The organism is Paenibacillus terreus, assembly GCF_042138595.1.
Classification (GTDB): Bacteria; Bacillota; Bacilli; order Paenibacillales; family Paenibacillaceae; genus Paenibacillus; species Paenibacillus terreus.
Genome location: NZ_JBHIRX010000012.1, coordinates 80,328 through 103,820 on the forward strand (window position 1 = coordinate 80,328; position 23,493 = coordinate 103,820).

Consider the following 23,493-nt stretch of genomic DNA (forward strand, 5'->3'; position numbering starts at 1 on the left):
TCCGACGGACTTGAAAGGCCGGGCTTCATTGATCGTGAAGGAGGACGGCTCTGGAATGGGCAAATTTCAAATTTGGAACATAGGAAAGTGGAAAAGGGGAATGATCCGCGTGATGGCCATGGGCCATACGCTTGTCGTGCTCGTTATAGGGACGGCCCTGTTTTTTGTGGCGCTTGGGCTGGGAGGCATCGCGGAGAACCGTCTGCAATCCTCTCCCGTCTCCTCCATGAAGGGGCTTGCCGCCTCGGTTTCAAGCACTTTTTTTGCGGACATGCTCGGCATGGAAATTCCCCATCTCAATGAAGACAAGCGGGTCTCCGCCTTCTCGGCGCAGCAGATGACGACCTTCGCGTTCCAGCTGCTGACGGGGGTGAATCCGCAGGATCCGAAAAGTCTGGTCGCCAGGGAAATACCGGGCATGGCTACCGGCAGCCCAGTCCTGCTGAGGACAGGCTCCGGCAACCGGCTGGTTGAAGCTCCTGAAGACTACCAGCCTGATCCGGGGATTACGGGCCCCGGCGAGATTCCGCCTGCTCCTCCCGGCAAAACGGCAGACGAGAACCCGCCGGAAGGTAATGAAAAAGAAGACGATACACCCGCGAAGGGCAGCGCGTCCAGAAGAACGGACGGGAAACGCATATTAATTTACCATTCCCATCCACGTGAGGCCTACAACCCGCTTCTGAGCAAAAGCAGCAGCAATCCCAGCTCATCCTCACCGTCCGCGAATGTTTCCAGGGTGGGAGATTTCGTAACCAAACAACTTGAGAAGCAGGGCATCGGCACCATGCACGTTAACAAGGACTACGTAACGACGGTAAAAGACTATAACTGGAATTATTCTTACAAATATTCGCGCCAAACCGTAAAAGAGGCGCTCTCGCAAAACGAGGATCTGACCTATCTGATCGATATTCACCGCGATTCCCAGCGCCATGATAAAACGACAGCAGTCATTAACGGCCTGAGCTATGCCAAAATTTACTTTATCATCGGCCATGACAATAAAAACTGGCGTAAAAACGAAGCCTTTGCCGCCAAGATTCACGAGAAGCTTGAGAAGAAGTATCCCGGCGTGTCACGCGGTGTCTGGGGCAAGGATGGGGGAGGAGGCAATAACGGCGAGTATAACCAGTCACTCTCCCCGAACAGCATATTGATAGAAATCGGTGGTATCGATAATACGGAGGAGGAGCTGAAGCGTACGTCCGAGGCCTTGGCCGATATGCTGTCGGAGGTATATTGGGAAGATAACAAGGTGATCAAGGCGGATGCCGCGGATAATGAAACCAAGGAAACTAAGAAAGCTAAAGAAGCTGAAAAAGCTGAAGAAGCCTCTCCGAAGGTCGCGGACAGCACGGGGAAAAGAACAGAAGAAGCCGGCCAGGCCAGATAGCCTGAAGCAGTGGGAATTTTGAATTTGAGAAGAGGAGGCGGGGGGATGTCCCGTTTTGGAAGAAGAGCCTTTCTGTTCATCTGTCTGATCGGTTTGGGACTGGTGCTCGGCATGCAGCTCGCAAGCTCGGGGATGCGGACCGTGTACGGACCTTCCTGGGATCAAACGAAGCCGCAGGAGAATACGGGGAATCTTGCACAAACGGTAGTGGAGGATACGCCGGCCGTCCCGCTTCCGCCTGCCCCTTCCATGACGGTGGTGCAGGTGGAAGGACAGAATGGGAGCGGATACGGGCAGGTTCAGGCGCAGACGCAGACGCAGGGTCAGGCCCCCTTGCAGCAGATGCAGCGCACGGGGGAGGCTTCCGTGGATGTTATGGCCGACAAGACGGCGGGTCTGCTGCAGCAGGCGTCGAAAAAAGGGATCGAATGGGTGGTATCCCTTTTTGACGGTTTGACGAATTAATGGCCATGAGGACAAAGGAGGCTGTGAAATGGGGATGGGGCGGCCTATCCCCAACTTTTATTGCAGGGACATTGATGCAGCCCCGCGCAACTGGTATAATGAAGCGATTGACACTAGGCTTTGTGTGGGGGTAAGGCATGACGGACATTTTAGCGAGACAGAATAAAATTCGTAACTTCAGCATCATTGCACATATAGACCACGGCAAATCGACGCTGGCGGACCGGATTCTGGAGTACACTGGAGCTCTCACATCCCGCGAAATGCAGGAGCAGGTGCTTGACCAGATGGAGCTGGAACGCGAGCGGGGCATCACGATCAAGCTGCAGGCCGTCCGGCTGAACTACAAGGCGGATGACGGGGAAGAGTATATTCTGAACCTGATCGACACCCCGGGGCACGTGGACTTTACGTATGAGGTCTCCCGCAGCCTTGCCGCCTGTGAAGGGGCACTGCTGGTCGTGGATGCCGCCCAGGGCATTGAAGCGCAGACGCTGGCCAACGTGTACCTGGCGCTTGACAATGACCTCGAAATCCTGCCGGTGATCAACAAGATTGATCTTCCGAGCGCTGATCCGGAGCGTGTGAAGCAGGAGATTGAAGATGTGATCGGCCTGGATACGAGCGAAGCGGTGCTGGCTTCCGCCAAGGCGGGCATCGGCATCAAGGAAATTCTTGAGCAGGTTGTCAAAGCCGTGCCTGCGCCGCAGGGCAACCCGGACAATCCTTTGAAGGCCCTGATTTTCGACTCGCACTATGACCCTTACAAGGGAGTTATCGTGTATGTGCGCGTCGTGGACGGCAAAATCAAGGCAGGCTCCAAAATCAAAATGATGGCCACCGACAAGACGTTCGAGGTGATCGAGGTAGGGGCATTCATGCCGCGGATGACGATCGTGGACGAGCTGAATGTCGGGGACGTAGGCTTCATCGTCGCAGGCATCAAGCATGTCGGCGATACACGTGTCGGTGATACGGTCACAGATGCCAAAAATTCGACACCCGAGCCGCTGCCGGGCTATCGCAAGATTAACCCGATGGTTTACTGCGGACTGTATCCGATTGATACATCCGACTACAATGACCTGCGCGAGGCTCTGGAGAAGCTGCAGCTGAACGACGCATCGCTCAGCTTCGAGCCGGAAACATCCAGTGCCCTGGGCTTCGGCTTCCGCTGCGGATTCCTCGGTCTGCTGCATATGGACGTTATTCAGGAGCGTATTGAACGGGAGTTCAACATTCCGCTGATTACGACGGCGCCGAGCGTTATTTATCGCATCAAGCTGACGGACGGCTCCACCATCGAAATCGACAACCCTTCCAACTATCCGGAAATCGGCCGTATCGATTACGTTGAAGAGCCATATGTAAAGGCCGGGATTATCGTACCTAATGATTATGTAGGGACGGTCATGGAGCTGTGCCAGTCCAAGCGCGGCGAGTATGTGAATATGGAATACCTCGATACGACGCGGGTGACGATTACCTATGAAATCCCGCTGTCCGAGATCGTATATGATTTCTTTGACCAGTTGAAATCAAGCACCAAGGGTTACGCATCGTTTGATTACGAGCTGTCCGGCTACCGCCAGTCCAATCTGGTGAAAATGGATATTCTGCTAAATGGCGAACAGGTTGACGCTTTGTCCTTCATCGTTCACCGTGAACGCGCATATCACCGCGGCCGCATTATTTGCGAGAAGCTGCGCGAGCTGATTCCGCGCCAAATGTTCGAGGTGCCGATTCAGGCCTCTGTCGGAACGAAGGTTGTGGCACGCGAAACGGTTAAAGCAATGCGCAAAAACGTGCTTGCCAAGTGTTACGGCGGCGACATCTCCCGGAAGCGCAAGCTGCTGGAGAAGCAGAAAGAGGGCAAGAAGCGCATGAAACAGGTAGGCAACGTCGAGGTTCCTCAGGAAGCCTTCATGGCCGTCCTGAAAATTGACGAATAAGCCTTTTGGCATAAACAACGTATGATATGTACCTTTATCGAAGGGAAAGCCTGACCGGCTTTCCCTTTTCAAAATATATGGGCTGTTTCCCGGGCCGCTGCTGACGGCCGGGCTGCCCGCATGAGCAAGGAGTGATTTTGGCATGACCCTGTCCACTGGACGCATACAAGATTCTTCTGCACCGAAAGCGGTGTATATTCATATCCCTTTTTGTACGAATAAATGCTTTTACTGTGATTTTAACTCCTACGTATTGAAAGACCAGCCCGTGATGAGTTATCTGCAGGCGCTGGAGCGAGAAATGGAGCATACCGTCAGGCTGAATCCTCCGGGTGAAATCAAGACGATTTTTGTTGGCGGGGGAACACCTACCGTGCTGCAGCCGAAGGAGATGGAATATTTCCTTAAATCGGTGCGTACCTATTTCCCTGACTGGTCGGACGATATTGAATTTTCCATGGAGGCCAATCCGGGAACGACGGATCTGGAGAAGCTGTCTGTCATGAAGGAAGGCGGGGTTAACCGTGTCAGCTTCGGTGTGCAGGCGTTCCAGAATTCGCTGCTGAGCGGCATCGGCCGCATCCATAATACGGATGACGTATACCGCAGCGTGGAGAATGCCCGGGCGGCGGGTCTTACCAATCTGTCCATTGATCTGATGTTCGGCCTGCCGAACCAGACGGTGGATATGCTGGGTGAGAGCATCAGCAGGGCGCTGGAGCTTGAACTTCCTCATTACTCGATTTACAGCCTGAAAGTCGAAGAGAATACGCTGTTTCATACGATGTATCAGAAAAATCAGCTGCCGCTCCCGCATGAAGACGACGAGCTGCAGATGTATCTGCTGCTTATGAGCCGCATGAAACAGGCAGGGTACGTCCAATATGAAATCAGCAATTTTGCCAAGCCTGGGTATGAGAGCCGCCATAATATGACGTATTGGCGGAATGAAGATTATTACGGCCTGGGCGCGGGCGCCCACGGATATGTAGCTGGACAGCGTCATATGAACATTAAAGGGATCAATCCTTATATCGAAGCTGCGACCCAAGGGCTGCCGCGTCTCGACAGCTTCCCGGTTCCGGCAGCCGAAGCGATGGAGGATTTTATGATGGTAGGACTACGTATGGCGGAGGGGGTAACCTCCGAGCGCTTCAACCGTCAATTCGGCCAGCCGCTGGATAAGGTGTTTGCCCGCCCCATTGCCAAAATGTTGGATGCCGGACTGCTTGAACAGACGCCTGCCGGTTATCGTCTGAGCGAGCGGGGAGTTTTGTTCGGCAATGACGTATTCGCAGAATTTATCGGGTCGGTGGCGGTCAATTCCTAGCTTGCAATCTCATGCGCCGTGTTGTATATTTATTCATATCTTTTTACAGCATGGGGCAGGAGGAGAGCGGGATGGCTTCGGTTTGCAAAGAGGTTTTATGCAGAAATGCGGTTCCCGAAGATGTGGAGCCTTTATATCAAATGATCAGCGGCTACGCCGAGCGGGGCATTATGCTTCCGCGTTCCCGTGAGGTGCTGAGGCGCCAGCTCGATACGTTCATCGTTGCTGAAGTCGACGGCGAGGTGGTTGGCTGCGGATCGCTTTGCAAGCTCGGTGCGGACCTTGTTGAAGTGCGCTCGCTCGGAATCTCCGAAGGCTACAAAGGCATGGGGATCGGCTCGAAGCTGGTGAACGGATTGATCGAGGAAGCGAAGCGTCAGAATATTCCGAAAATTATGGCGCTTACGTATGAAGTTTCTTTTTTTATTAAAAACGGCTTTGAGGTCGTGAACAAAGAAATCTTCCCTGAGAAGGTTTGGACCGATTGCGTACACTGCAGCAAGCAGCATGCCTGCGATGAAATCGCCGTGCTGAAGAAGCTGAACTGACTTGAAAATAGCAAGCTGTAGAACCATGTAGAGGCGCTCTATATGGTTCTTTTTGTTTAGAGAACAATTGGTCATGGACAGGTGTGGGTGAGGACATTGGCATCAATGACAACTTCCTCGTCCTCGTACTACTTGTCTATTCTTTCTTGGATGTTTAAAATGAATCAATCTGGCATTGTTTCGTTTGTTGGCGGGTTTAGCCTGTTCATATCGTTGTTCGGATTTAACCAAGCTGCTTCAATTAAAGAACAGCTTAGGCGCAGTAAAGGTACTGAACTGACTTGACAATACTCGGGTCGGTTTGGTATTTTTGTATTAATGGTTAGCACTCACAAATGGCGAGTGCTAATGATTTATTGAAACAGCATTTATTCAGTTTGGACAGCAAGGGAGGAACTCGCATGTTAACCGAACGTCAAAGACTGATTCTGAATGCGATCATTGACGATTATATCCGTTCGGCTGAGCCTGTGGGATCCCGGAGCATATCCAAGAGAAAGGATGTCGGCTTCAGTCCGGCAACCATCCGCAATGAAATGGCGGATCTGGAGGAGCAGGGATATCTGGAACAGCCGCATACATCCGCAGGACGGATTCCGTCACATAAAGGATATCGTTATTATGTCGACCATCTGGTGCCGCTGACCAAGCTGGGGCCGCAGGAGATGCGCGAGCTGAAAACCTTTTATGCCCAAAAGCTAAATGAAATGGAACAAGTGATTCAGCATGCATCCGGCATACTTTCCCATATGACGAATTACACTTCCATCCTGCTGGGACCGGAAGTTTTTCATACTTCATTGCGCCATTTTCAACTGATCCCGCTTAACGAGCAAACCGCGGTGGCCATTATCGTCACGAATACCGGGCATGTGGAGAACAGGACGGTAGAACTCCCGCCGGGCATATCGGTTTCCGATATGGAGCGTGTCATTAATATGCTGAACAGCAAATTGGTGGGTTCGCCGATTTATCAGCTGAAGGCACGCATGCACGCCGCGCTGGGTCAGGAAATGCAGCGTCATGTTTCCCAGTTTGAGGATGTAATCAAAGTGCTGGATATGGCGTTCGAAAGCGATTCGGATCAGCGTCTGTATTTGAGCGGAGCGACCAATATGCTGACTCAGCCTGAATTCAAAGACGTGGATAAGGTCAAAAATATACTTGATTTGCTGTCGGAGACACCTACCATTCTGAAAATGATGGCACCCGTGCAGGGAGGACCTGAAGTTCAGGTCCGCATCGGTACAGAGAACGATCATGAGGCTTTTGCCAACTGCAGCCTGATTACCGCAACCTATGCAATTGACGGCGAAGCGCTCGGCACGATCGGCATCCTGGGTCCTACACGAATGGAGTATGCGAGAGTCATCAGCATTTTGGGCATCCTTTCCAAGGACCTGACGAATTTGCTGACAGAACGTTTCAAGTAGGCGGATTCCGAGGATCGTAAGCTACGCCGCTGCACACATCGTACTACCTTAAGGAGGTGAACATCTTGAAAGATGAACAAACGATTCAGGAAGAAGAACAGCAGCTGAATACGGAGGAGACTCCCGAGGTAAACGGGACTGCTCAGGATACAGCCGGGGAGCCGGTGAATGAGGCGGCTTCCGTTGCAGCCGAGGAGGAGAACGGTGAAGCGGCCCGTCTTCGTGCAGAGCTGGAAGAGCAGCAGCAGCGTCTTCTGCGTGTACAGGCTGATTATGATAATTTCCGCCGCAGGACACAGAAAGAGAAAGAAGAGCTTGCGAAATATGCTTCCATGAAGCTGGTTACCGAGCTGGTGCCGGTCGTGGACAACTTCGAACGCGCACTTGCTACGGCTCCACAGGGTGCTGAGGCTGAATCCTTTGCCAAGGGCGTAGGCATGATCTTCCGCCAGCTGGAAGGAGTCCTGTCCGCTGAAGGAGTAACTGCGATGGAAGCGGTCGGCAAGCCGTTCAATCCGGAATTCCACCAGGCGATTATGCAGGTGGAAAGCGAGGAATATGAAGAGGGCATTGTTGTTGAGGAAGTCCAGAAAGGCTATATGCTGAAGGATAAAGTGCTTCGACCGGCAATGGTTAAAGTAAGCATGTAGGCATTAACGATGCTATACCCCGGATTTTGTGACAAAATCCTTACACATATACCACAGCGGACTTCATGTCCGTGGTACAATCCGAAGGAGGAACATAACGCGTATGAGTAAAGTAATCGGTATTGACTTGGGTACAACCAACTCCTGCGTAGCAGTCATGGAAGGCGGCGAAGCGGTCGTTATCCCGAATCCGGAAGGCGCACGCACAACCCCTTCTGTTGTAGGCTTCAAAAAAGACGGAGAGCGTATTGTCGGTGAAACGGCAAAACGCCAGGCGATCACCAACCCTGACCGTACGATCATTTCCATCAAACGCCATATGGGTACGAATCACAAAGAGGCGATTGATGGCAAAGATTATTCCCCACAGGAGATTTCGGCGATGATTCTGCAAAAGCTGAAATCCGACGCGGAAGCTTATCTTGGCCAAACGGTAACCCAGGCGGTTATTACCGTTCCGGCTTACTTCAATGACAGCCAGCGTCAGGCAACCAAGGATGCGGGCAAAATTGCCGGCCTTGAAGTGCTGCGTATCGTCAACGAGCCGACAGCGGCTGCTTTGGCATATGGTCTTGAGAAGTCCGAAGATCAAACGATTCTTGTCTATGACCTCGGCGGTGGTACGTTCGACGTATCCATTCTTGAGTTGGGTGACGGCTTCTTCGAAGTTAAAGCGACCAGTGGCGACAACCAGCTGGGCGGGGATGACTTCGACCAAGTCATCATTGACTACCTCGTGAGTGAGTTCAAAAAGGATCAGGGCATTGACCTGAGCAAGGATAAAGCAGCAGTTCAACGTCTGAAGGATGCTGCGGAAAAAGCGAAAAAGGAACTGTCCGGTGTATTGACAACGACGATTTCCCTGCCGTTTATTACGGTTGTGGACGGCGTGCCTCAGCACTTGGAAGTAAACCTTACCCGCGCGAAATTCGAAGAGCTGTCCGCCAACCTGGTTGAACGCACCCTGGGTCCTACACGCCAGGCCATGAGTGACGCCGGACTGAGCGCAAGCGATATTGATAAAATCGTGCTGGTCGGCGGTTCCACCCGTATTCCTGCCGTTCAGGAAGCGATCAAAAAGCTGACAGGCAAAGAGCCGCACAAAGGCGTAAACCCGGATGAAGTGGTAGCGCTGGGTGCTGCCGTACAGGCTGGCGTTCTGACAGGCGACGTCAAAGACGTGGTTCTGCTGGACGTAACGCCTCTGTCCCTCGGCATCGAAACTGCGGGCGGTGTATTCACGAAAATGATCGACCGCAACACGACGATTCCGACAAGCAAATCGCAGGTATTCTCGACTTATGCGGATAACCAGCCAAGCGTTGAAATTCACGTCCTGCAGGGTGAACGCGAAATGGCTGCCGGCAACAAAACGCTGGGCCGCTTCCAGCTGGGCGATATCCCTCCGGCACCGCGCGGTGTGCCGCAAATCGAGGTTACTTTTGACATCGATGCCAACGGTATTGTAAACGTATCTGCTACAGACAAAGGCACAGGCAAAAGCCAGAAAATCACCATCACTTCATCCAGCGGTCTGAGCGACGAGGAAGTGGAACGCATGATGAAGGACGCCGAGCTGCATGCGGAAGAAGACAAGAAGCGCAAAGAGCTTGTTGAAGCGAAAAACAGCGCCGACCAGCTGATCTACTCCGTGGACAAAACCATCAAGGACCTTGGCGACAAAGCCGACGCTTCCGAAGTGGAAAAAGCAAACGCGGCGAAAGAGAAGCTGCAAAAGTCGCTGGAATCCGACAACCTGGAAGAAATCAAAGCAGCTACGGAGGAACTGAGCGGAATTATTCAGCAGCTGTCCGTCAAGCTGTACGAGCAGGCGGCGCAAGCCCAGCAAGCTCAGGGCGAGCAGCCTAAAGAAGGCGGCCGCGACAACGTAGTGGACGCAGACTATGAAGTAGTGAATGAAGATAAGAAGCAGGACTGATAACGGGACATAATCCGGATTGAAGGGCCTTGTCAGGCCCCGTTCCGGTAAAGTACGCCGTTGTATGATATACTGTAAAGAAATACGCATATAACGGGTTGTACATCCACGTTTATGAGGGAAGGTCAAAGCCGGGGCGTCCCGTGCTTTGGCTTTCCTTGTTTTGAGATGATGACTTCGTTGAAGGCATGGGGGTGGAACATTGGCTGACAAGCGTGATTATTACGAGGTGCTCGGTGTCTCCAAAGGCGCCGGAGAGGATGAGATCAAGAAAGCATACCGCAAGCTGGCCCGTCAGTATCACCCTGACGTCAACAAGGCGGCTGATGCCGAGGCCAAATTTAAAGAAGTGAAAGAGGCCTATGATGTTCTGAGCGACTCGCAAAAGCGTGCACGCTATGACCAGTACGGGCATGTAGACCCCAGCCAAGGAATGGGCGGCGGTTTTTCGGGCGATTTCAGCGGCGGCTTCGGAGATATATTCGATATGTTCTTTGGCGGCGGAGGCGGCCGGCGTGATCCGAACGCTCCGCAGCGCGGGAATGATCTGCAGTACAACATGACCATTGAGTTCAAGGAAGCGATATTTGGCATCGAGAGAGACATTACCATTCCACGCACGGAAAGCTGCGACACCTGTCACGGATCAGGGGCAAAACCGGGTACACATCCGGAAACATGCTCCGTCTGCCGCGGCACCGGGCAGGAGGAAGTTGTACAGAATACGCCTTTTGGCCGTATGGTGAACCGGCGTGCCTGCTCCAACTGCGGCGGGTCGGGTAAAATCATCAAGGACAAATGTTCGACCTGCAGCGGAACGGGCAGAGTCCGCAAGCAGCGCAAAATTCATGTCCGGATTCCAGCCGGCGTGGATGACGGCGCACAGCTGCGCATGAGCGGCGAAGGCGAGGGAGGTCTGCGCGGAGGTCCAGCCGGTGACCTGTATATTGTCATTCGTGTGAAGCCGCATGATTTCTTTGAGCGTGAAGGCGACGATATCTACTGTGAGGTGCCGCTGACGTTTGCGCAGGCTGCGCTTGGTGACGAGATTGAAATTCCGACGCTGACGGAGAAGGTGAAGCTGAAAATCCCGGCGGGCACCCAAACGGGCACTTATTTCCGCCTCAAGGGCAAAGGCGTGCCTCGTCTGCGCGGCATCGGGCAGGGCGACCAGCACATCAAGGTGGTAGTGGTGACACCGAGCAAGCTGAGCGAAGAGCAGAAAAATCTGCTGCGTGAATTTGCGGCCTTGAGCGGTGAGCAGAACCATGAGAACGAGCAATCATTTTTCGACCGTATGAAACGTGCGTTTCGCGGAGAATAAAATGTGAAATATGGAAACAGCAGGCAGGGGAAGGATCCCTAGCCTGCTGTTTTTTCATGTTATGCATGATGCATCTGAAGGCACTGTTACTTTGTTGTGATCGAAAGTATCTGGTGTCTGCTGCCATCTGTCTCATGTCGCCCATGCAGCTCTTTGCACGATTATCCCTTTTGTTCAGAGGGCGGGAATTGAGATTTAGGGTTGAGAGTTGAGGGTAAGTGTACCTTCGAAAGGGTGAGTGCAATCACCTCAAAAGGCAAAGTGCTTGAACGAGGAATGGTTAGTATGAAGTGGGTCGCTTGATCGATGTGGGTTGCATGAACTGGGAAATCGGAAAAATTCGGGTTCAAGCGATAATGGGGACTACGGTCTTCTCTTTTTTTCGATGTCTTGCTTCTCCCTTTCGTTCGATCTGGTTCACATCACCTAAACTCTCTGCTTTCTCCTAAGATCGTCTCATGATCTCGGACCGATCTGCTTCTCCATAAGTTACGATACAAAAAATAATAAACCCATTCGATTGTCCTGGATAGCGTAACGACAGCCGTCTTTCGTGCCACATTTGATCCGTTATCTTCATTAATGTGCCTAAAGTATTTTTAAACGTGCCTAAAGTATTTTTAGCTCCAGACTGCTGTTTTTCTGTATCTGATCAAACGGGATAATCGTGCAAGGCCTCTGGACAGCGAGTTCACCTTTCTTGCCACGCTCGGTTGTCGGCTCCTCTTTTAACATACGTAATCTGTGTGTCAACACAGATGCTTCCACCTAATGCCGTTAATTGTATGTTTGTAAACGAAAAAAGTCGTATTTAAAAGAAAGTTTACACTCAGAAAATGTTTCCAGCGACGTAATTTCATTATATCTATATAACATTGTTCCTTGGACCTGCATAAAAGTCACAGATAAAACAATAGTCACAAGCAAGAAGGAGGAAGAAGAAGGAAATGGGGTTAATTGAATTGAAAACGATGACAAGGCGTGTACTTGTGGCCATGATCTGCTTGATTATGGTGGCCTCCACCTGCCTTGCGCAGCTTATGCCGCGAGCGGCGGCGGCGGAAGAATCCAACGTATTTTTACGTTCGGGTGTAGAGGCTACGGCCAGCGGATACGCTGCGGCAGATTCGCCCAGCCAGGCGATTGACGGTGCAACGGATAGTAAATGGTCATATGAAACGGGGACAACCCCTCCATCTGCAGACAACCCCTATTGGCTGAAGGTTGATGCCGGAGCAACGGCGACAGTCAGCCGGTTTGAAATAAAGCATGCTGGTGCAGGCGGTGAGCAGGATGAACTCAACACCAGCGATTATACGATTGAAGTCAGCGATGATGATGTAAACTGGAAGCCGGTCGTCACGGTTACAGACAATGTGTACGGTGAGACTGTACATCCTTTGTCCGAGCCGGTGAAGGCCAGATACTTCAAGCTGAACATCACCGCTCCGGCCAATGATTCGGTTGACAACTATCAGGCGAACATTTATGAATTCGAAGCCTTTGGTTACATGGAGCAGGCTGCTGCCATTCCGGTGACCGGCATTAGTCTGAACAAGAATGCTCTGCAGCTTAAGGCGGGCGAAACGGAACAGCTGTCCGTGTCGGTTACACCGAAAGATGCCTCCGTGCCTGCCTATACCTGGACCTCCAGCGATAGTCATGTTGCCACTGTAGACAACTCCGGGCTTGTGACTGGTATGGGTGCGGGAACCGCAGTGATCACTGTGACGACGGAAGACGGCGGTTATCAGGCGTCGGCAACAGTCACTGTAGGATGGATTCTGCCGGCTTTGGCCGGTTCAGCGCTGATTGCGAAGGACAGCCAGTGGTCCTATCTGGACGATGGCTCCGATCAGGGCACGGCCTGGCGTGCGGTTGATTTTGATGACAGCGGCTGGGCAAAGGGTGCGGCTCCGCTGGGGTATGCAAGCAGCGGTAAAGATCAGAATTTGAATACAAAGATCAATTATGGCAATGATTCCGGTAATAAACATATCACCACTTATTACCGCAAGGAATTTGCGGTTGCCGATGCCACGGCAATTAAACAGCTGACAGGTGCGCTCATCCGGGATGACGGTGCCGTCATCTATTTGAACGGCCAGGAAGTGTACAGAACGAATATGCCTGAAGGGGCGGTTACATACACAACCCTTGCACAAACCGCGGTCGGTGACGAGCGAGACGAGTATCCTTTTACGATCGATCCGGCTCTGCTTGTAAACGGTACGAATGTAATTACAGCGGAAGTGCATCAAAATGCGGGCAGCAGCTCGGACACCTTCTTCTCACTGGAGCTGAGCGCTTCCGATGAAGAAGTGGTACAGCCTGCCAAAGATCAGGGCTTGCTGACTGAATATTATACCAACAGCGGGGGCGATTTTGCTTTTGGTCCATATAAATCGACCCGCATTGATCCGCAAATCAACTTTAAAGACCTTGAAGGGGCATTGAGCACCTGGACCGGACAAAACGACAATGTGAATATCCGCTGGACAGGTCAAATCGTCCCTGAATATTCTGAAGCCTACACCTTCTCCATGATCGGGGACAATGGCTTCCGCTTGTATATCGATGGACAACTGGCCATTGATCACTGGAAAAACGACTGGGATGTCGAATATTCAAGCAGCCCGATAACCCTTGAGGCTGGCCGGAAATATGATATTAAAATTGAATATTTTGAAGACTACGGCGGCTCGAATCTGTACCTGCGCTGGGAAAGCCCGAGCGTTCCCAAGGAGATTGTGCCTGCAAAAGCGTTTTATCTGCCTGCAGACTATGACGGTCCGGTATCATCCGAAATCGCTCAAGACGGCAAGCATGTTGAGCTTGCTTTTATGAATGAGCTGGGCAATGTGCCAGATACTCTCGCGGAGCATTTAAGCGTTACAGCCGGCGAAGGAACAAAAACAGTGACAGCGGCAGAGCTGTCCACAGGGGACGCTTCTGTTCTGAAGCTGGAGTTGAACGCGCCGGTGCTCTCCACCCAGCTTGTGAATGTTAAATATGATGGCAGCGGAGGATTGGTGGCAGCAGGACAGGGCAGCACCGGGACTTTTGCCTTCAGCCCGCTGAACAAGTCCGAATATCTGGACTATTCACCGATTTCAATTGCGATGTCTTTTTACGGAAGTCCGAAAACGAACCGTTCTTTTGCCTGGTACACCAAATATGACAAGCCTGAAAATGCGCCTGCAAACGCCAAGGACAGCATCGTAGAGATTGTGCCGGCTGGCGGAGAGTTTGATTCGCCTGATGTGAAGCGGTTTGTGGGAGAACCGGAAGACACCAAAGTATTGGATCTTAAAATTACCAATTCGACGAGAGGCAGCTTTATCAGCCACAAAGTGCTTGCTGCCGGTCTGGCTCCTGGAACCTCCTATAAGTACCGGGTGGGAAGCGATGACAACTGGAGCGATGCGGGAAGCTTCACGACGGAAGCTGACAATGAGCAAGATTATGAATTTTTATATATGACAGACTCCCAAGGGGCCAATACGAAAGACTATGAAGTATGGGCAGACACGCTTGGACAAGGACTGAACAGATATCCGGATTCCAAATTCCTTGTCATGACCGGGGACATGGTGGATGCCGGGGCACTGGAGTACCAGTGGCTCGATTATTTTGGAAAGCCGCAGGACAAGCTGCTCAATTTGCCTTTGATGGCGGCGGTAGGCAACCATGAAGGGCCATACAACGATAACTATTACTACCACTTCTATTATCCTAACGATTCGATCGACGATCCTTTGCCTCCGGGAAGCGTGTATTCCTATGACTATGGCGATGCCCATTTCATGGTGCTGAACACGATGGATATGGGCTGGGACAGCCGTCAGCGGGCAGCGTTCCAGCAGCAGATCGAATGGCTGAAGCGCGAGGTTGCCCAGACGGATAAAAAGTGGAAGGTGGTCGCTTTCCATAAGGCGATTTATTCGGTCGGCGGCCATTCGGATGAGGCTGAAATCTATGAATTGAGAGATATGCTGGTTCCGGTCTTTGACGAGCTTGGCATTGATGTCGTTTTGCAAGGGCATGACCATACGTATATGAGATCCTATCAAATGTATGGCGATAAGCCGGTTACAGACATCGAGAAGGATGCCAAGGGCAATCCGGTCAATCCGGACGGAACGATGTACATTGTCAACAACTCTGCAGGCACGAAGTACTATGATGTGAATCAAGGCTTGAACAAGTATTATGCGGATGCATTTGAACAATCACGCAAGCCGGTGTATACGGGCATCAAGATGACGGAGAACAGCTTCACGCTTGAATCCTTCCGTTCCGGCGAAGATCAGCCGTTCGATACCTACACGATCGTGCGAAATGACAGTAAGCCTGAGACTGTTCAAGAATTAACGGCAAGCAAAACGGGCGACGGAAAAACGATTCTTACGTGGAAGAAACCTGAAAACGTCAGCGCGGAGGACGCGGTCAGAGGTTTTAGAATTTACGAAGCAGAGGGCAAATTGGGCCGCAACTGGAGCGTCTACGTGCCTGCGGTAGAGGGGCAGAACAGCTATCAATATGCTGTAGAAACCAAAGATTCAGGGCAGGACTATGTGTTTGCCGTTACAGCGGTAGACAAGCGGGATAACTCCCCGGCCAGCACGGTAAGCACAGCCGGAAACGTGCCGGCGGCACCTACTCTTCCTGTCGTGGACGATGGATATAACACGTTCGGCTGGACGAATGTGCCTGGATATTCTGAACCGTCAAATTACGAATACAGCGTGGATGGCGGTACCAGCTGGAAGGATGTCACGGCGAATCCTCAGACTGTCGGAGACGGCGATTATGCCGCGGGAGCGGTCATGGTGCGGGTGAAAGCCAATGAAGCCAAGGGAATGGCTGCCGGACTGGCGCTCGCCTCGGACAAACCGTTCACGGCCAACAGCATTCATCGTACGTATTCGGTAACCGGCGCATTAACACGGGAAAAAGGAATGAAGGTCCAAATCGAGGTGGAGCAGCTGGCGGAGTACAGCGGAGACGCCTATGTGGTCTTTGAACTGTTGAACGGGGATACACCTCTGCTTATCAATGCGATTCCTGTCAAGCAAAGCAAGCTGCCGATCTCGCAGTACTTTAACGTGAGCGGAGCGGATTACAGGGTGAAGGTATTCGTATTTGATGAATTCAACAGCGACCTTGACATTCCGGTACACCTGGCGGAACCGGTGGAGTTCAAGTAATGGATGAAAGAAAGAGAGGACTGCATACGGTGAAGAAATTGTTAACGGTTGGTCTGGTCATGTCATGTCTGCTTTCACCAGCTTCAATCTATGCAGCTGAAGCGGGCAGCACTCCGCCGGCAGAAAGCATCGGTTCTGCTGATAATACAGCGGCTGCCTTCGCGCTGGAGCTGAGTGCGAATGAAATACGGCGCGGCGGTGCAATTACGATATCCGGAACGGTCCCGGAGGGAAGCCATGATGTTGTGCTTAAAATCGTAAGTCCGAATCAGACAGTGTTTTATATTGATGTCATCCCGGCCACCGGAGGCAGCTATAGCGTGAACGTAGCCATCCCGACGAGCGAGGAGCTTGCTCCCTTTGGCACCTATACGGTGGTGGCCGGCAGCGGTGGAGTTCAGACAAGTAAAACATTTTCAGTTGCCGGGGATGGAAATCAACCCGGGAATGGCGGCGAAAATCCGGGGAATGGTGGCAATAACCCGGGGAATGGCGGCAATAATCCAGGCAACGGTGGCATTAATGATCCGGACAAAGGCGGATCTGGTGGCGGCTCTGGCTCCGGTGGCGGCGGAGGTGGCGGCACGGTTGTTACCCCGAAACAAACGGGCATTCCATCCGGCGCCGGTCAAGTAACTGGAGCGGTTATTCAACCGGAGAAGGGGCAGAACGGAACTTATATTGCAGGCAGTGGAACATTGACGGGGGCGGCAGGCCAAGCGAAGGATGCAGTGACCATCCAGCTTCCGGCAGCAGCCGGTGAATCCGGTGCGCCATTGGAATTCCCTGCAGGCTCCTTGAAGGATCTTCAGAGCAAGCAGCTGGATTTGATCATTACGTCCGGTAATCATACGGTCCGCTTCCCGGCCGGCTCCATCGGAGCGTCTGCGGCCAAGGAGCAATCCATCCTGCGCATTGTGCTGAAAACAGCCATGACAGAGGAAGCCGGTAAGGTGATTGAACAGGCGCTGCAAGCGAACACGAATTACACACAGACCGGAATTGTGCTTTCTGTAGTCATCCAGCTTGTAACAGACGGCCAAGTCGTGGAAATTCATGAGCTGGACAAGCCAGCCTCGGTAACGATCCGGTTGACGGCAGAGCAGACAGCGAAGCTTCGCGCGGCTCATGCTGGTGTGTATTACGTGGATGGCAAGCAGCTGGAATATATCGGCGGCAAGCTTAACGGAGATCTGTTCACCTTCACGGCCAAGCATTTCTCGTATTATACAGTGCTTGAATACAACAAAACATTTGTTGATCTGGCAGGACACTGGGCCGAGCAGGCTGTCAACCAGCTTGCGGCGAAGGGAATCGTCACTGGTGTGGATGAGCGGCATTATGAGCCGAACCGTGCCATTACACGGGCCGAGTTCGTAACCCTGATCATGCGGGCAATCGAGCAGACAGGCAAGTCATCGGCCAATGCCGCAAATCCGTTCTCGGATGTGAAGGCAGGGCAGTATTATACCGGTCCGATCGCGGCTGCGGCAGAGCTTGGCATCGTAACAGGTTATGACGGAAAATTCCGTCCTGCAGACCGGATTACCCGTGAAGAAGCGGTAGTTTCACTTGTACGGGCTGCGAAATATTTCAGCACGACTCAGCCGCAGCAGGGCGAGCCCTCCTTTGCCGATGCCGGCAAGATTTCTTCCTGGGCAACCGCGGCTGTGAAGGAAGCCTGGTCAACAGGATTGATCGAGGGAGACGGAAAAGCCTTTAAGCCGAAAAACCCGGTTACGCGGGCTGAAGTCGCCGTGATGATCCAGCGGTTGCTGGCGGACAGTTTATGATAAAAGGGAAGCGGGAGGACCGGCACGCCATGGTGAAAAGGTTGGTAGCAAGGATAATGGCAGCATTGTTCGTATTGATGATGCTGGAATCCGTAACGGTAAATTTGATTTGGGCGGCATCTGCCGCCCCCTCTGCGGAGGGGAAGAACACCCGCAATGTCGCCTTGAACGCAAAGGTGACAGCTTCGGGACAATGCAACAGCAATGAGGGCGGCAAAAATGCCGTCGATAGCGACGCCAGCACGAAATGGTGCGACAACTCGAGCGGTTCAGGCAAATGGCTGAAGCTGGATTTTGGCAAGGTGTATACGATTAACGAATGGGTTGTATACAATGCGGCCTTCAGTGAATCCGGCAACGTTCCGTTCTGGAATACGAAGGATTTCCGCCTGCAAAAAAGTGCGGACGGCAAAAAGTGGGAAACCGTCGATTTTGTGAGAGACAATGTGCAAACCGTTGTTGACCGCTATGTTCCGGCATTCTCCAGCCGGTACGTCAGATTTTATGTAGAGCGCGGGGCGCATGACAATAATACGGTGCGGCTGTATGAGCTCGAATTGTACGGAGTGGATGAAGGGGAGGAGCCTGATTATCCCGCGACCAACAAGCTGCCGGTGGATTATGTAGATCCGTTCATCAACACGCTTGGCGACAACGGGCAGACGAACCCGGGACCTTCCACGCCGTTTGGCCTCGTTTCACTGGGGCCTGATGGGGATGGGGGAGCTTTCAGCGGTTATTATTATCAGGATAAAAATTTAAAGGGCTTCTCACATCTGCGTTTCAGCGGCGTCGGCTGCAGCGGCGGGGGCGGCAATATTTTGATGATGCCGGAAACCCGCACCTTTACGAATAACAGCGGTGAATACAAGCAGAAATACGATAAAAGCAGCGAACAGGCTTCACCTGGTTATTATGGTGTGGAATTGGCCTCCGGAATCCATGTCGAGCTTACAACCTCGGACAACGTCGGGTTCCACCGCTACACATTCCCGGCCAATGAGGCGGACGGCTCTGTGCTTGTGGATCTTTCCAACTCCTACGCGGGAATGCTGGACGCCAATCTGAACGTGGAAAACAATAATGAAATTTCGGGCATGATCCAGTCCAAAAACGTGTGCGGATACGGCAATTACAAGCTGTACTATTCCATTCAGTTTGATCATAATTTTGCATCATACACCTCGTGGAAAGGCACCGATACTGGAGCGGTATCTCAGCGCAGCGGCTCCAACACCGGGGTTTGGCTGGATTTCGATACACAGAACAATAAAGTGATTCAGGCCAAGGTCGGAATCTCCCCAATCAGTGTAGAGCAGGCAAAGTATGAGCGCGATCACGATATTGCGGATTGGGATTTTGATGCACAGCATCAGAAAGCGCGCAGCATGTGGAGCGAAGTGCTCGACAAGATCGAAATCACGGACAATGATGAAAAGGAAAAGACCATTTTTTATACACAGCTCTACCATATGTTCCTGCATCCGAAAAACGTAACGAGCTCGACAGGCGAGTTCCGGGCGGGCAGGGATGAAAATACGATCCGTAATACTTCGGAGTTCGGCGACGATTTTGAGTACTACAACGGCTGGTCGACCTGGGATGATTTCCGGAAGTACCCGTTGTACTCCATCTTGGAGCCGAAAAAATATGAGAACATGGTAAAATCACTCGTTGATCTTTATAAAACGAGAGGCTCTTACACGCAATATGGCGACGGCTACTGGCCGAGCCCGACGGTGAGAAACGAGTTTAACGGCGCCGTCATTCTGGATGCTTATTCCAAAGGCTTTACAGATTTTGATGCGTACACGGCACTGGAAGGCATGGCTGACGATACCGACCATTATGTGTACAGCGACAATGATATTTCCGGTAAGCTGGAAAGAGCCTACAGCGCGTATTTTCCCATGAAGCTGGCTGAGATGCTCGGCGACAAGGACACGTATGCGAAGTACAAGGACATTGCCTTGTCCTACAAAAAGCTGTGGAATCCGGAACAAGTGGATGAAAAGGGCGAAAAACGCGGCTTTTTCACCCCAAATGGCCGCAATGTAGCGGCATCGGATATTACGCAGGTGGATAAGTATGCATACCAGGGCAACCTGTGGCAGTACCGCTTTTTCGTATTGCAGGATATTGCCGGACTGGCCGACCTGATGGGTGGCATCCGTGAAATGGCGGGCGAACTGCTGCATTTCTTCGAGATCAACGAATATATGGCGGTCAATGAAACCGCCCCACTCGATGCTCCTTACCTGTTTAACTATTTGCGCATGCCTTATTTGACGCAGTATTATGCAAGGGAGTACACAACAGAGGTTGTCACACAGAACTACCATAACCATGGCCGCTATGCGTATCCGATCAAATCACGGGTTTACCGCGATGATCCGGAAGGGTATCTGCCATCCATGGACGACGACGCCGGTGCGATGGCTTCCTGGTACGTGTACAGTGCCATGGGCATTTATCCGGGAAATCCGGGCGAAGCGATGTTCCTGATCGGCTCGCCGATCTTCTCGGAAGTAAAGCTGCACCTGGACAACGGCAACACCTTTACCATTAAGGCAAATAACGTTTCGAGCGACAACCGCTTTATCCAGAGCGCCGAGCTGAACGGCGCGAACTTCGATCAAGCCTGGATTCGCTATGAGGATATCATGCAGGGCGGCACCCTGGAATTTTCCATGGGCTCCGTGCCGAATACATCCTGGGGCGCTTCCAAGGCAGCGATGCCGCCCATGACGAATTACGCGACAGAGATTGATAACAACCTGATCCGTCAGGATCTGATTGCGGAAAAGTCTGAATGGAGGTATCTGGACAAAGGTAAATATGCCGGCGCAGGCTGGACAACCCTGAATTTTGACGACAGCTCCTGGGCTGCGGGCCAAGGTGTGCTCGGATACGACAGCAAAGGGTTTGCGAATACGGTGGTCAGCTATGGACCGGACGGAAATAACAAGTATCCGACCACCTATTTCCGGAAAACGTTTGAGGTTACCGATCTGCAGGATATCACGAAATTGGAAGCTGGTCTGATTCGTGATGACGGAGCGGTCGTGTACCTGAACGGTCGTGAGATCATCCGTACCAATATGCCGCAAGGAAATGCGGACTATGGCACCTATGCAAATGCCACAGTAGGTGACGAGCGGAATGTGAACAGCTATGTAATTGATCCGTCTTACCTGGTTGAAGGCACCAACGTGCTCTCAGCGGAGGTTCATCAGGTCAATGCCACAAGCTCGGACATTGCCTTCGATTTCAGTCTGGCAGCCGTCAAGCAGATGGCGAAGCCTGCAGCTCCGACCAATCCCGTCGTAGACGATGCCGCCAACACGTTCGGCTGGACGAATGTTCCCGGCTTGGACGAGCCTGCGGATTATGAATTCACGACAGATGGCGGGGCGCATTGGCAGACTGTTACCTCTAATCCGCAGATCGTCGGTCCGGCGGAATATGAAGCGGGAGCGATTCAGGTAAGAGTCAAGAAGGACGAAAGCCAGGGCCGTACGACCGGTGAGGCGCTGAAGTCGGACAAGCCTTATACGTCAGACGTTCTGTGGGACGTCTTCGATCTGGAGGCGGATGTGAATCGTAAAGGCAACATGAAAGTGGATGTCAGCGGCACACTGAAAGGCCAATATGTCGATTCGGCCGTAGCCGTGTTCCAGCTCATGAATGGCAGCGAGCAGGCCTGGGTATCCAACGCCGTACCTGTTAAGACGGGCAGCTTCGATCTTTCACAGACCTTTAACGTCAATGCAAGCAATTATCAGCTGAATATCTATCTGGTCGATGAGTACAACGGCAACGTGTATGATTCGCTGTGGCTGGCCGATCCGATCGTGTCCCAGGCAGAGCCGGTGCCGGCTCCGTCTCCGGATCCGGAACCGGAGCCACATCCGGGGACACCAGGGGAAGATGAGGAAATTGAGCCTCTGCCGCTTCCGGTGAAGGAAGAAGAACCTCCAATCGTCGAAATACCGGAGGATGGAGAGCAGTCCGGCAATGGCGGCGTGTTCGAGTTCGAAGACCGCAGCAATTGGTCGCCGGAGGTCAATACATTTAACAATAATCCGCTGAAAACGGAATCCGGCAATGGCGGAACGGTGGTCGCCAACACCTTTACCGGCGCATGGCTCAGCTTTGAGGATGCTGATTTCGGAGCCGAGGGCGTAAACCATATTGCAGTTGAGTATGATGCTCCTACATCAAGAACACCGGCGGATGGCATTCTTGAGGTTAGAATTGGTGCAGCCGATGGCGAGCTCGTAGGAACGGTCCAACTGCCGAATACCGGCAGCGGCTGGGGAACGTACAAGACAGCCGAGGCGAACCTGAACAAAACCATTACAGGAAAGCAGAAATTGTATCTTGTCATGAAAGGAAGCACGGACAGCAGCCATTTGTACATGGGCAATTTCGACCGCTTTACGCTGGACTATGTCAAAATCAGAAATGATTATGCCCGCCTGGAACTGGAAAAGTACGATCAATGGTCCACAAATGCGAATCCCGCTAATAATGGGCCGTTGAAAACGGAAGCCGGCAAGAGCGGACAGCAGGTTGCGAATACTTTTAACGGTGCATGGCTGGCTTATCTCAATATGGATTTCGGCAGTGTGGGAGTTAATCAGTTTTCCATTGAGTATGCCGGCAACACCGGGAATACGGCTGCCGACGCGGCGGTAGAGATTCGTCTCGGCGGCGTAGACGGCACCTTGGTTGGTAAAGTTGCCACACCTCCAACCGCCGGCAGCTGGGGCACCTACGCTACGGTGACAGGCAGCCTGACACAGCCTATTACCGGGGTGCAGGATGTTTATCTCGTATTCAAGGGCACAACCGATTCGACTTACAAATACATCGGCAATTTTGATAATGCGAGCTTCTCTGTAGGCACAGGGCCTGAACAACCGGAAGAGCCGGAACAACCTGGACAACCGGAAGCGGATGTGACCGTACAGTTTGAGAGTCGCAGCGAATGGTCTTCGGCGCTCAACACGTTTAATAACAAACCGCTGAAAACGGAAAGCAACAATGGCGGTACAGTTGTGGGCAATACATTTGACGGCGCATGGCTGACCTTTAACGATGTCAACTTTGGCACCAAGGGGAAAAATAATGTGGAGATCGTGTATGATGCGCCTTCACAAAAAGCCCCGGCCGACGTGACAGCGGAAATCCGCCTGAATGATGCAAATGGCGAGCTTGTCGGTACGGTTAATCTGCCGAATACCGGCAGCGGCTGGGGAACGTACAAGACCGCAGTCGCCAAGCTGAACCAGACACTCAGCGGTGTGCAAACGGTTTGTGTGGTATTCAAAGGCTCGACTACCTCAAGCCTGATGTATGTCGGGAACTTGGACAGCATGACATTCTCCGCGGCTGAATAAGCAGCGGGTCATATAATGATTTATCAATGGACGTCCCAAATGGTTTTA

At 52.2% G+C, this 23,493-nt stretch carries 12 protein-coding genes; all 12 read left to right on the forward strand.

All coding sequences use genetic code 11. From position 1 onward, the window contains the following. Positions 1–55: 55 nt before the first annotated feature. The 12 genes from ACE5KN_RS20315 (at position 56) to ACE5KN_RS20370 (ending at position 23,445) form a co-directional block, all read left to right on the forward strand. Positions 56–1,396 carry a stage II sporulation protein P gene (locus tag ACE5KN_RS20315; protein WP_375526828.1) on the forward strand — a complete coding sequence of 447 codons (1,341 nt, stop codon included), beginning with the start codon at positions 56–58 and terminating at the stop codon, positions 1,394–1,396. A gap of 45 nt (positions 1,397–1,441) precedes the next feature. Next, positions 1,442–1,861 carry a hypothetical protein gene (locus ACE5KN_RS20320; protein ID WP_375526829.1) on the forward strand — a complete coding sequence of 140 codons (420 nt, stop codon included), beginning with the start codon at positions 1,442–1,444 and terminating at the stop codon, positions 1,859–1,861. 137 nt (positions 1,862–1,998) lie between these two features. After that, the gene (gene lepA, locus ACE5KN_RS20325; RefSeq protein WP_375526830.1) at positions 1,999–3,813 is read left to right on the forward strand and encodes a translation elongation factor 4; all 1,815 of its coding nucleotides are present in this window, start codon (positions 1,999–2,001) and stop codon (positions 3,811–3,813) included. 142 nt (positions 3,814–3,955) lie between these two features. Then, positions 3,956–5,143 (forward strand): radical SAM family heme chaperone HemW, encoded by a 1,188-nt coding sequence (gene hemW / locus ACE5KN_RS20330; RefSeq protein ID WP_375526831.1) that lies wholly within the window; start codon positions 3,956–3,958, stop codon positions 5,141–5,143. A gap of 71 nt (positions 5,144–5,214) precedes the next feature. Next, a complete protein-coding gene (locus ACE5KN_RS20335) occupies positions 5,215–5,691 on the forward strand; it encodes an N-acetyltransferase (RefSeq protein WP_375526832.1) in 477 nt (158 codons plus the stop codon). Between the two features lie 401 nt (positions 5,692–6,092). After that, on the forward strand, positions 6,093–7,124 hold the full coding sequence (gene hrcA / locus ACE5KN_RS20340) for a heat-inducible transcriptional repressor HrcA (RefSeq protein WP_375526833.1): 1,032 nt from the start codon (positions 6,093–6,095) through the stop codon (positions 7,122–7,124). Between the two features lie 65 nt (positions 7,125–7,189). Next, positions 7,190–7,774, forward strand: coding sequence for a nucleotide exchange factor GrpE (gene grpE, locus ACE5KN_RS20345; RefSeq protein ID WP_375526834.1), 585 nt, complete (start codon positions 7,190–7,192; stop codon positions 7,772–7,774). Positions 7,775–7,877: 103 nt separating this feature from the next. Beyond that, on the forward strand, positions 7,878–9,713 hold the full coding sequence (gene dnaK, locus ACE5KN_RS20350) for a molecular chaperone DnaK (RefSeq protein ID WP_375526835.1): 1,836 nt from the start codon (positions 7,878–7,880) through the stop codon (positions 9,711–9,713). A gap of 202 nt (positions 9,714–9,915) precedes the next feature. After that, a complete protein-coding gene (gene dnaJ, locus ACE5KN_RS20355; protein WP_375526836.1) occupies positions 9,916–11,037 on the forward strand; it encodes a molecular chaperone DnaJ in 1,122 nt (373 codons plus the stop codon). Positions 11,038–12,008: 971 nt separating this feature from the next. Beyond that, positions 12,009–16,247 (forward strand): PA14 domain-containing protein, encoded by a 4,239-nt coding sequence (locus ACE5KN_RS20360; RefSeq protein WP_375533141.1) that lies wholly within the window; start codon positions 12,009–12,011, stop codon positions 16,245–16,247. Then, the gene (locus ACE5KN_RS20365; protein WP_375526838.1) at positions 16,247–18,040 is read left to right on the forward strand and encodes an S-layer homology domain-containing protein; all 1,794 of its coding nucleotides are present in this window, start codon (positions 16,247–16,249) and stop codon (positions 18,038–18,040) included. Before ACE5KN_RS20360 ends, ACE5KN_RS20365 begins: the two co-directional genes overlap by 1 nt. 29 nt (positions 18,041–18,069) lie before the next feature. Next, the gene (locus tag ACE5KN_RS20370) at positions 18,070–23,445 is read left to right on the forward strand and encodes a GH92 family glycosyl hydrolase (RefSeq protein ID WP_375526839.1); all 5,376 of its coding nucleotides are present in this window, start codon (positions 18,070–18,072) and stop codon (positions 23,443–23,445) included. Positions 23,446–23,493: the final 48 nt, after the last annotated feature.

Bases quoted from the DNA above. Each gene is read 5' to 3' on its own strand.
- lepA (WP_375526830.1), top strand. From the start codon at position 1,999: ATGACGGACATTTTAGCGAGACAGAATAAAATTCGTAACTTCAGCATC.
- ACE5KN_RS20335 (WP_375526832.1), top strand. From the start codon at position 5,215: ATGGCTTCGGTTTGCAAAGAGGTTTTATGCAGAAATGCGGTTCCCGAA.
- ACE5KN_RS20315 (WP_375526828.1), top strand. From the start codon at position 56: ATGGGCAAATTTCAAATTTGGAACATAGGAAAGTGGAAAAGGGGAATG.
- ACE5KN_RS20360 (WP_375533141.1), top strand. From the start codon at position 12,009: ATGACAAGGCGTGTACTTGTGGCCATGATCTGCTTGATTATGGTGGCC.
- hemW (WP_375526831.1), top strand. From the start codon at position 3,956: ATGACCCTGTCCACTGGACGCATACAAGATTCTTCTGCACCGAAAGCG.
- ACE5KN_RS20370 (WP_375526839.1), top strand. From the start codon at position 18,070: ATGGTGAAAAGGTTGGTAGCAAGGATAATGGCAGCATTGTTCGTATTG.
- dnaK (WP_375526835.1), top strand. From the start codon at position 7,878: ATGAGTAAAGTAATCGGTATTGACTTGGGTACAACCAACTCCTGCGTA.
- ACE5KN_RS20365 (WP_375526838.1), top strand. From the start codon at position 16,247: ATGGATGAAAGAAAGAGAGGACTGCATACGGTGAAGAAATTGTTAACG.
- ACE5KN_RS20320 (WP_375526829.1), top strand. From the start codon at position 1,442: ATGTCCCGTTTTGGAAGAAGAGCCTTTCTGTTCATCTGTCTGATCGGT.
- hrcA (WP_375526833.1), top strand. From the start codon at position 6,093: ATGTTAACCGAACGTCAAAGACTGATTCTGAATGCGATCATTGACGAT.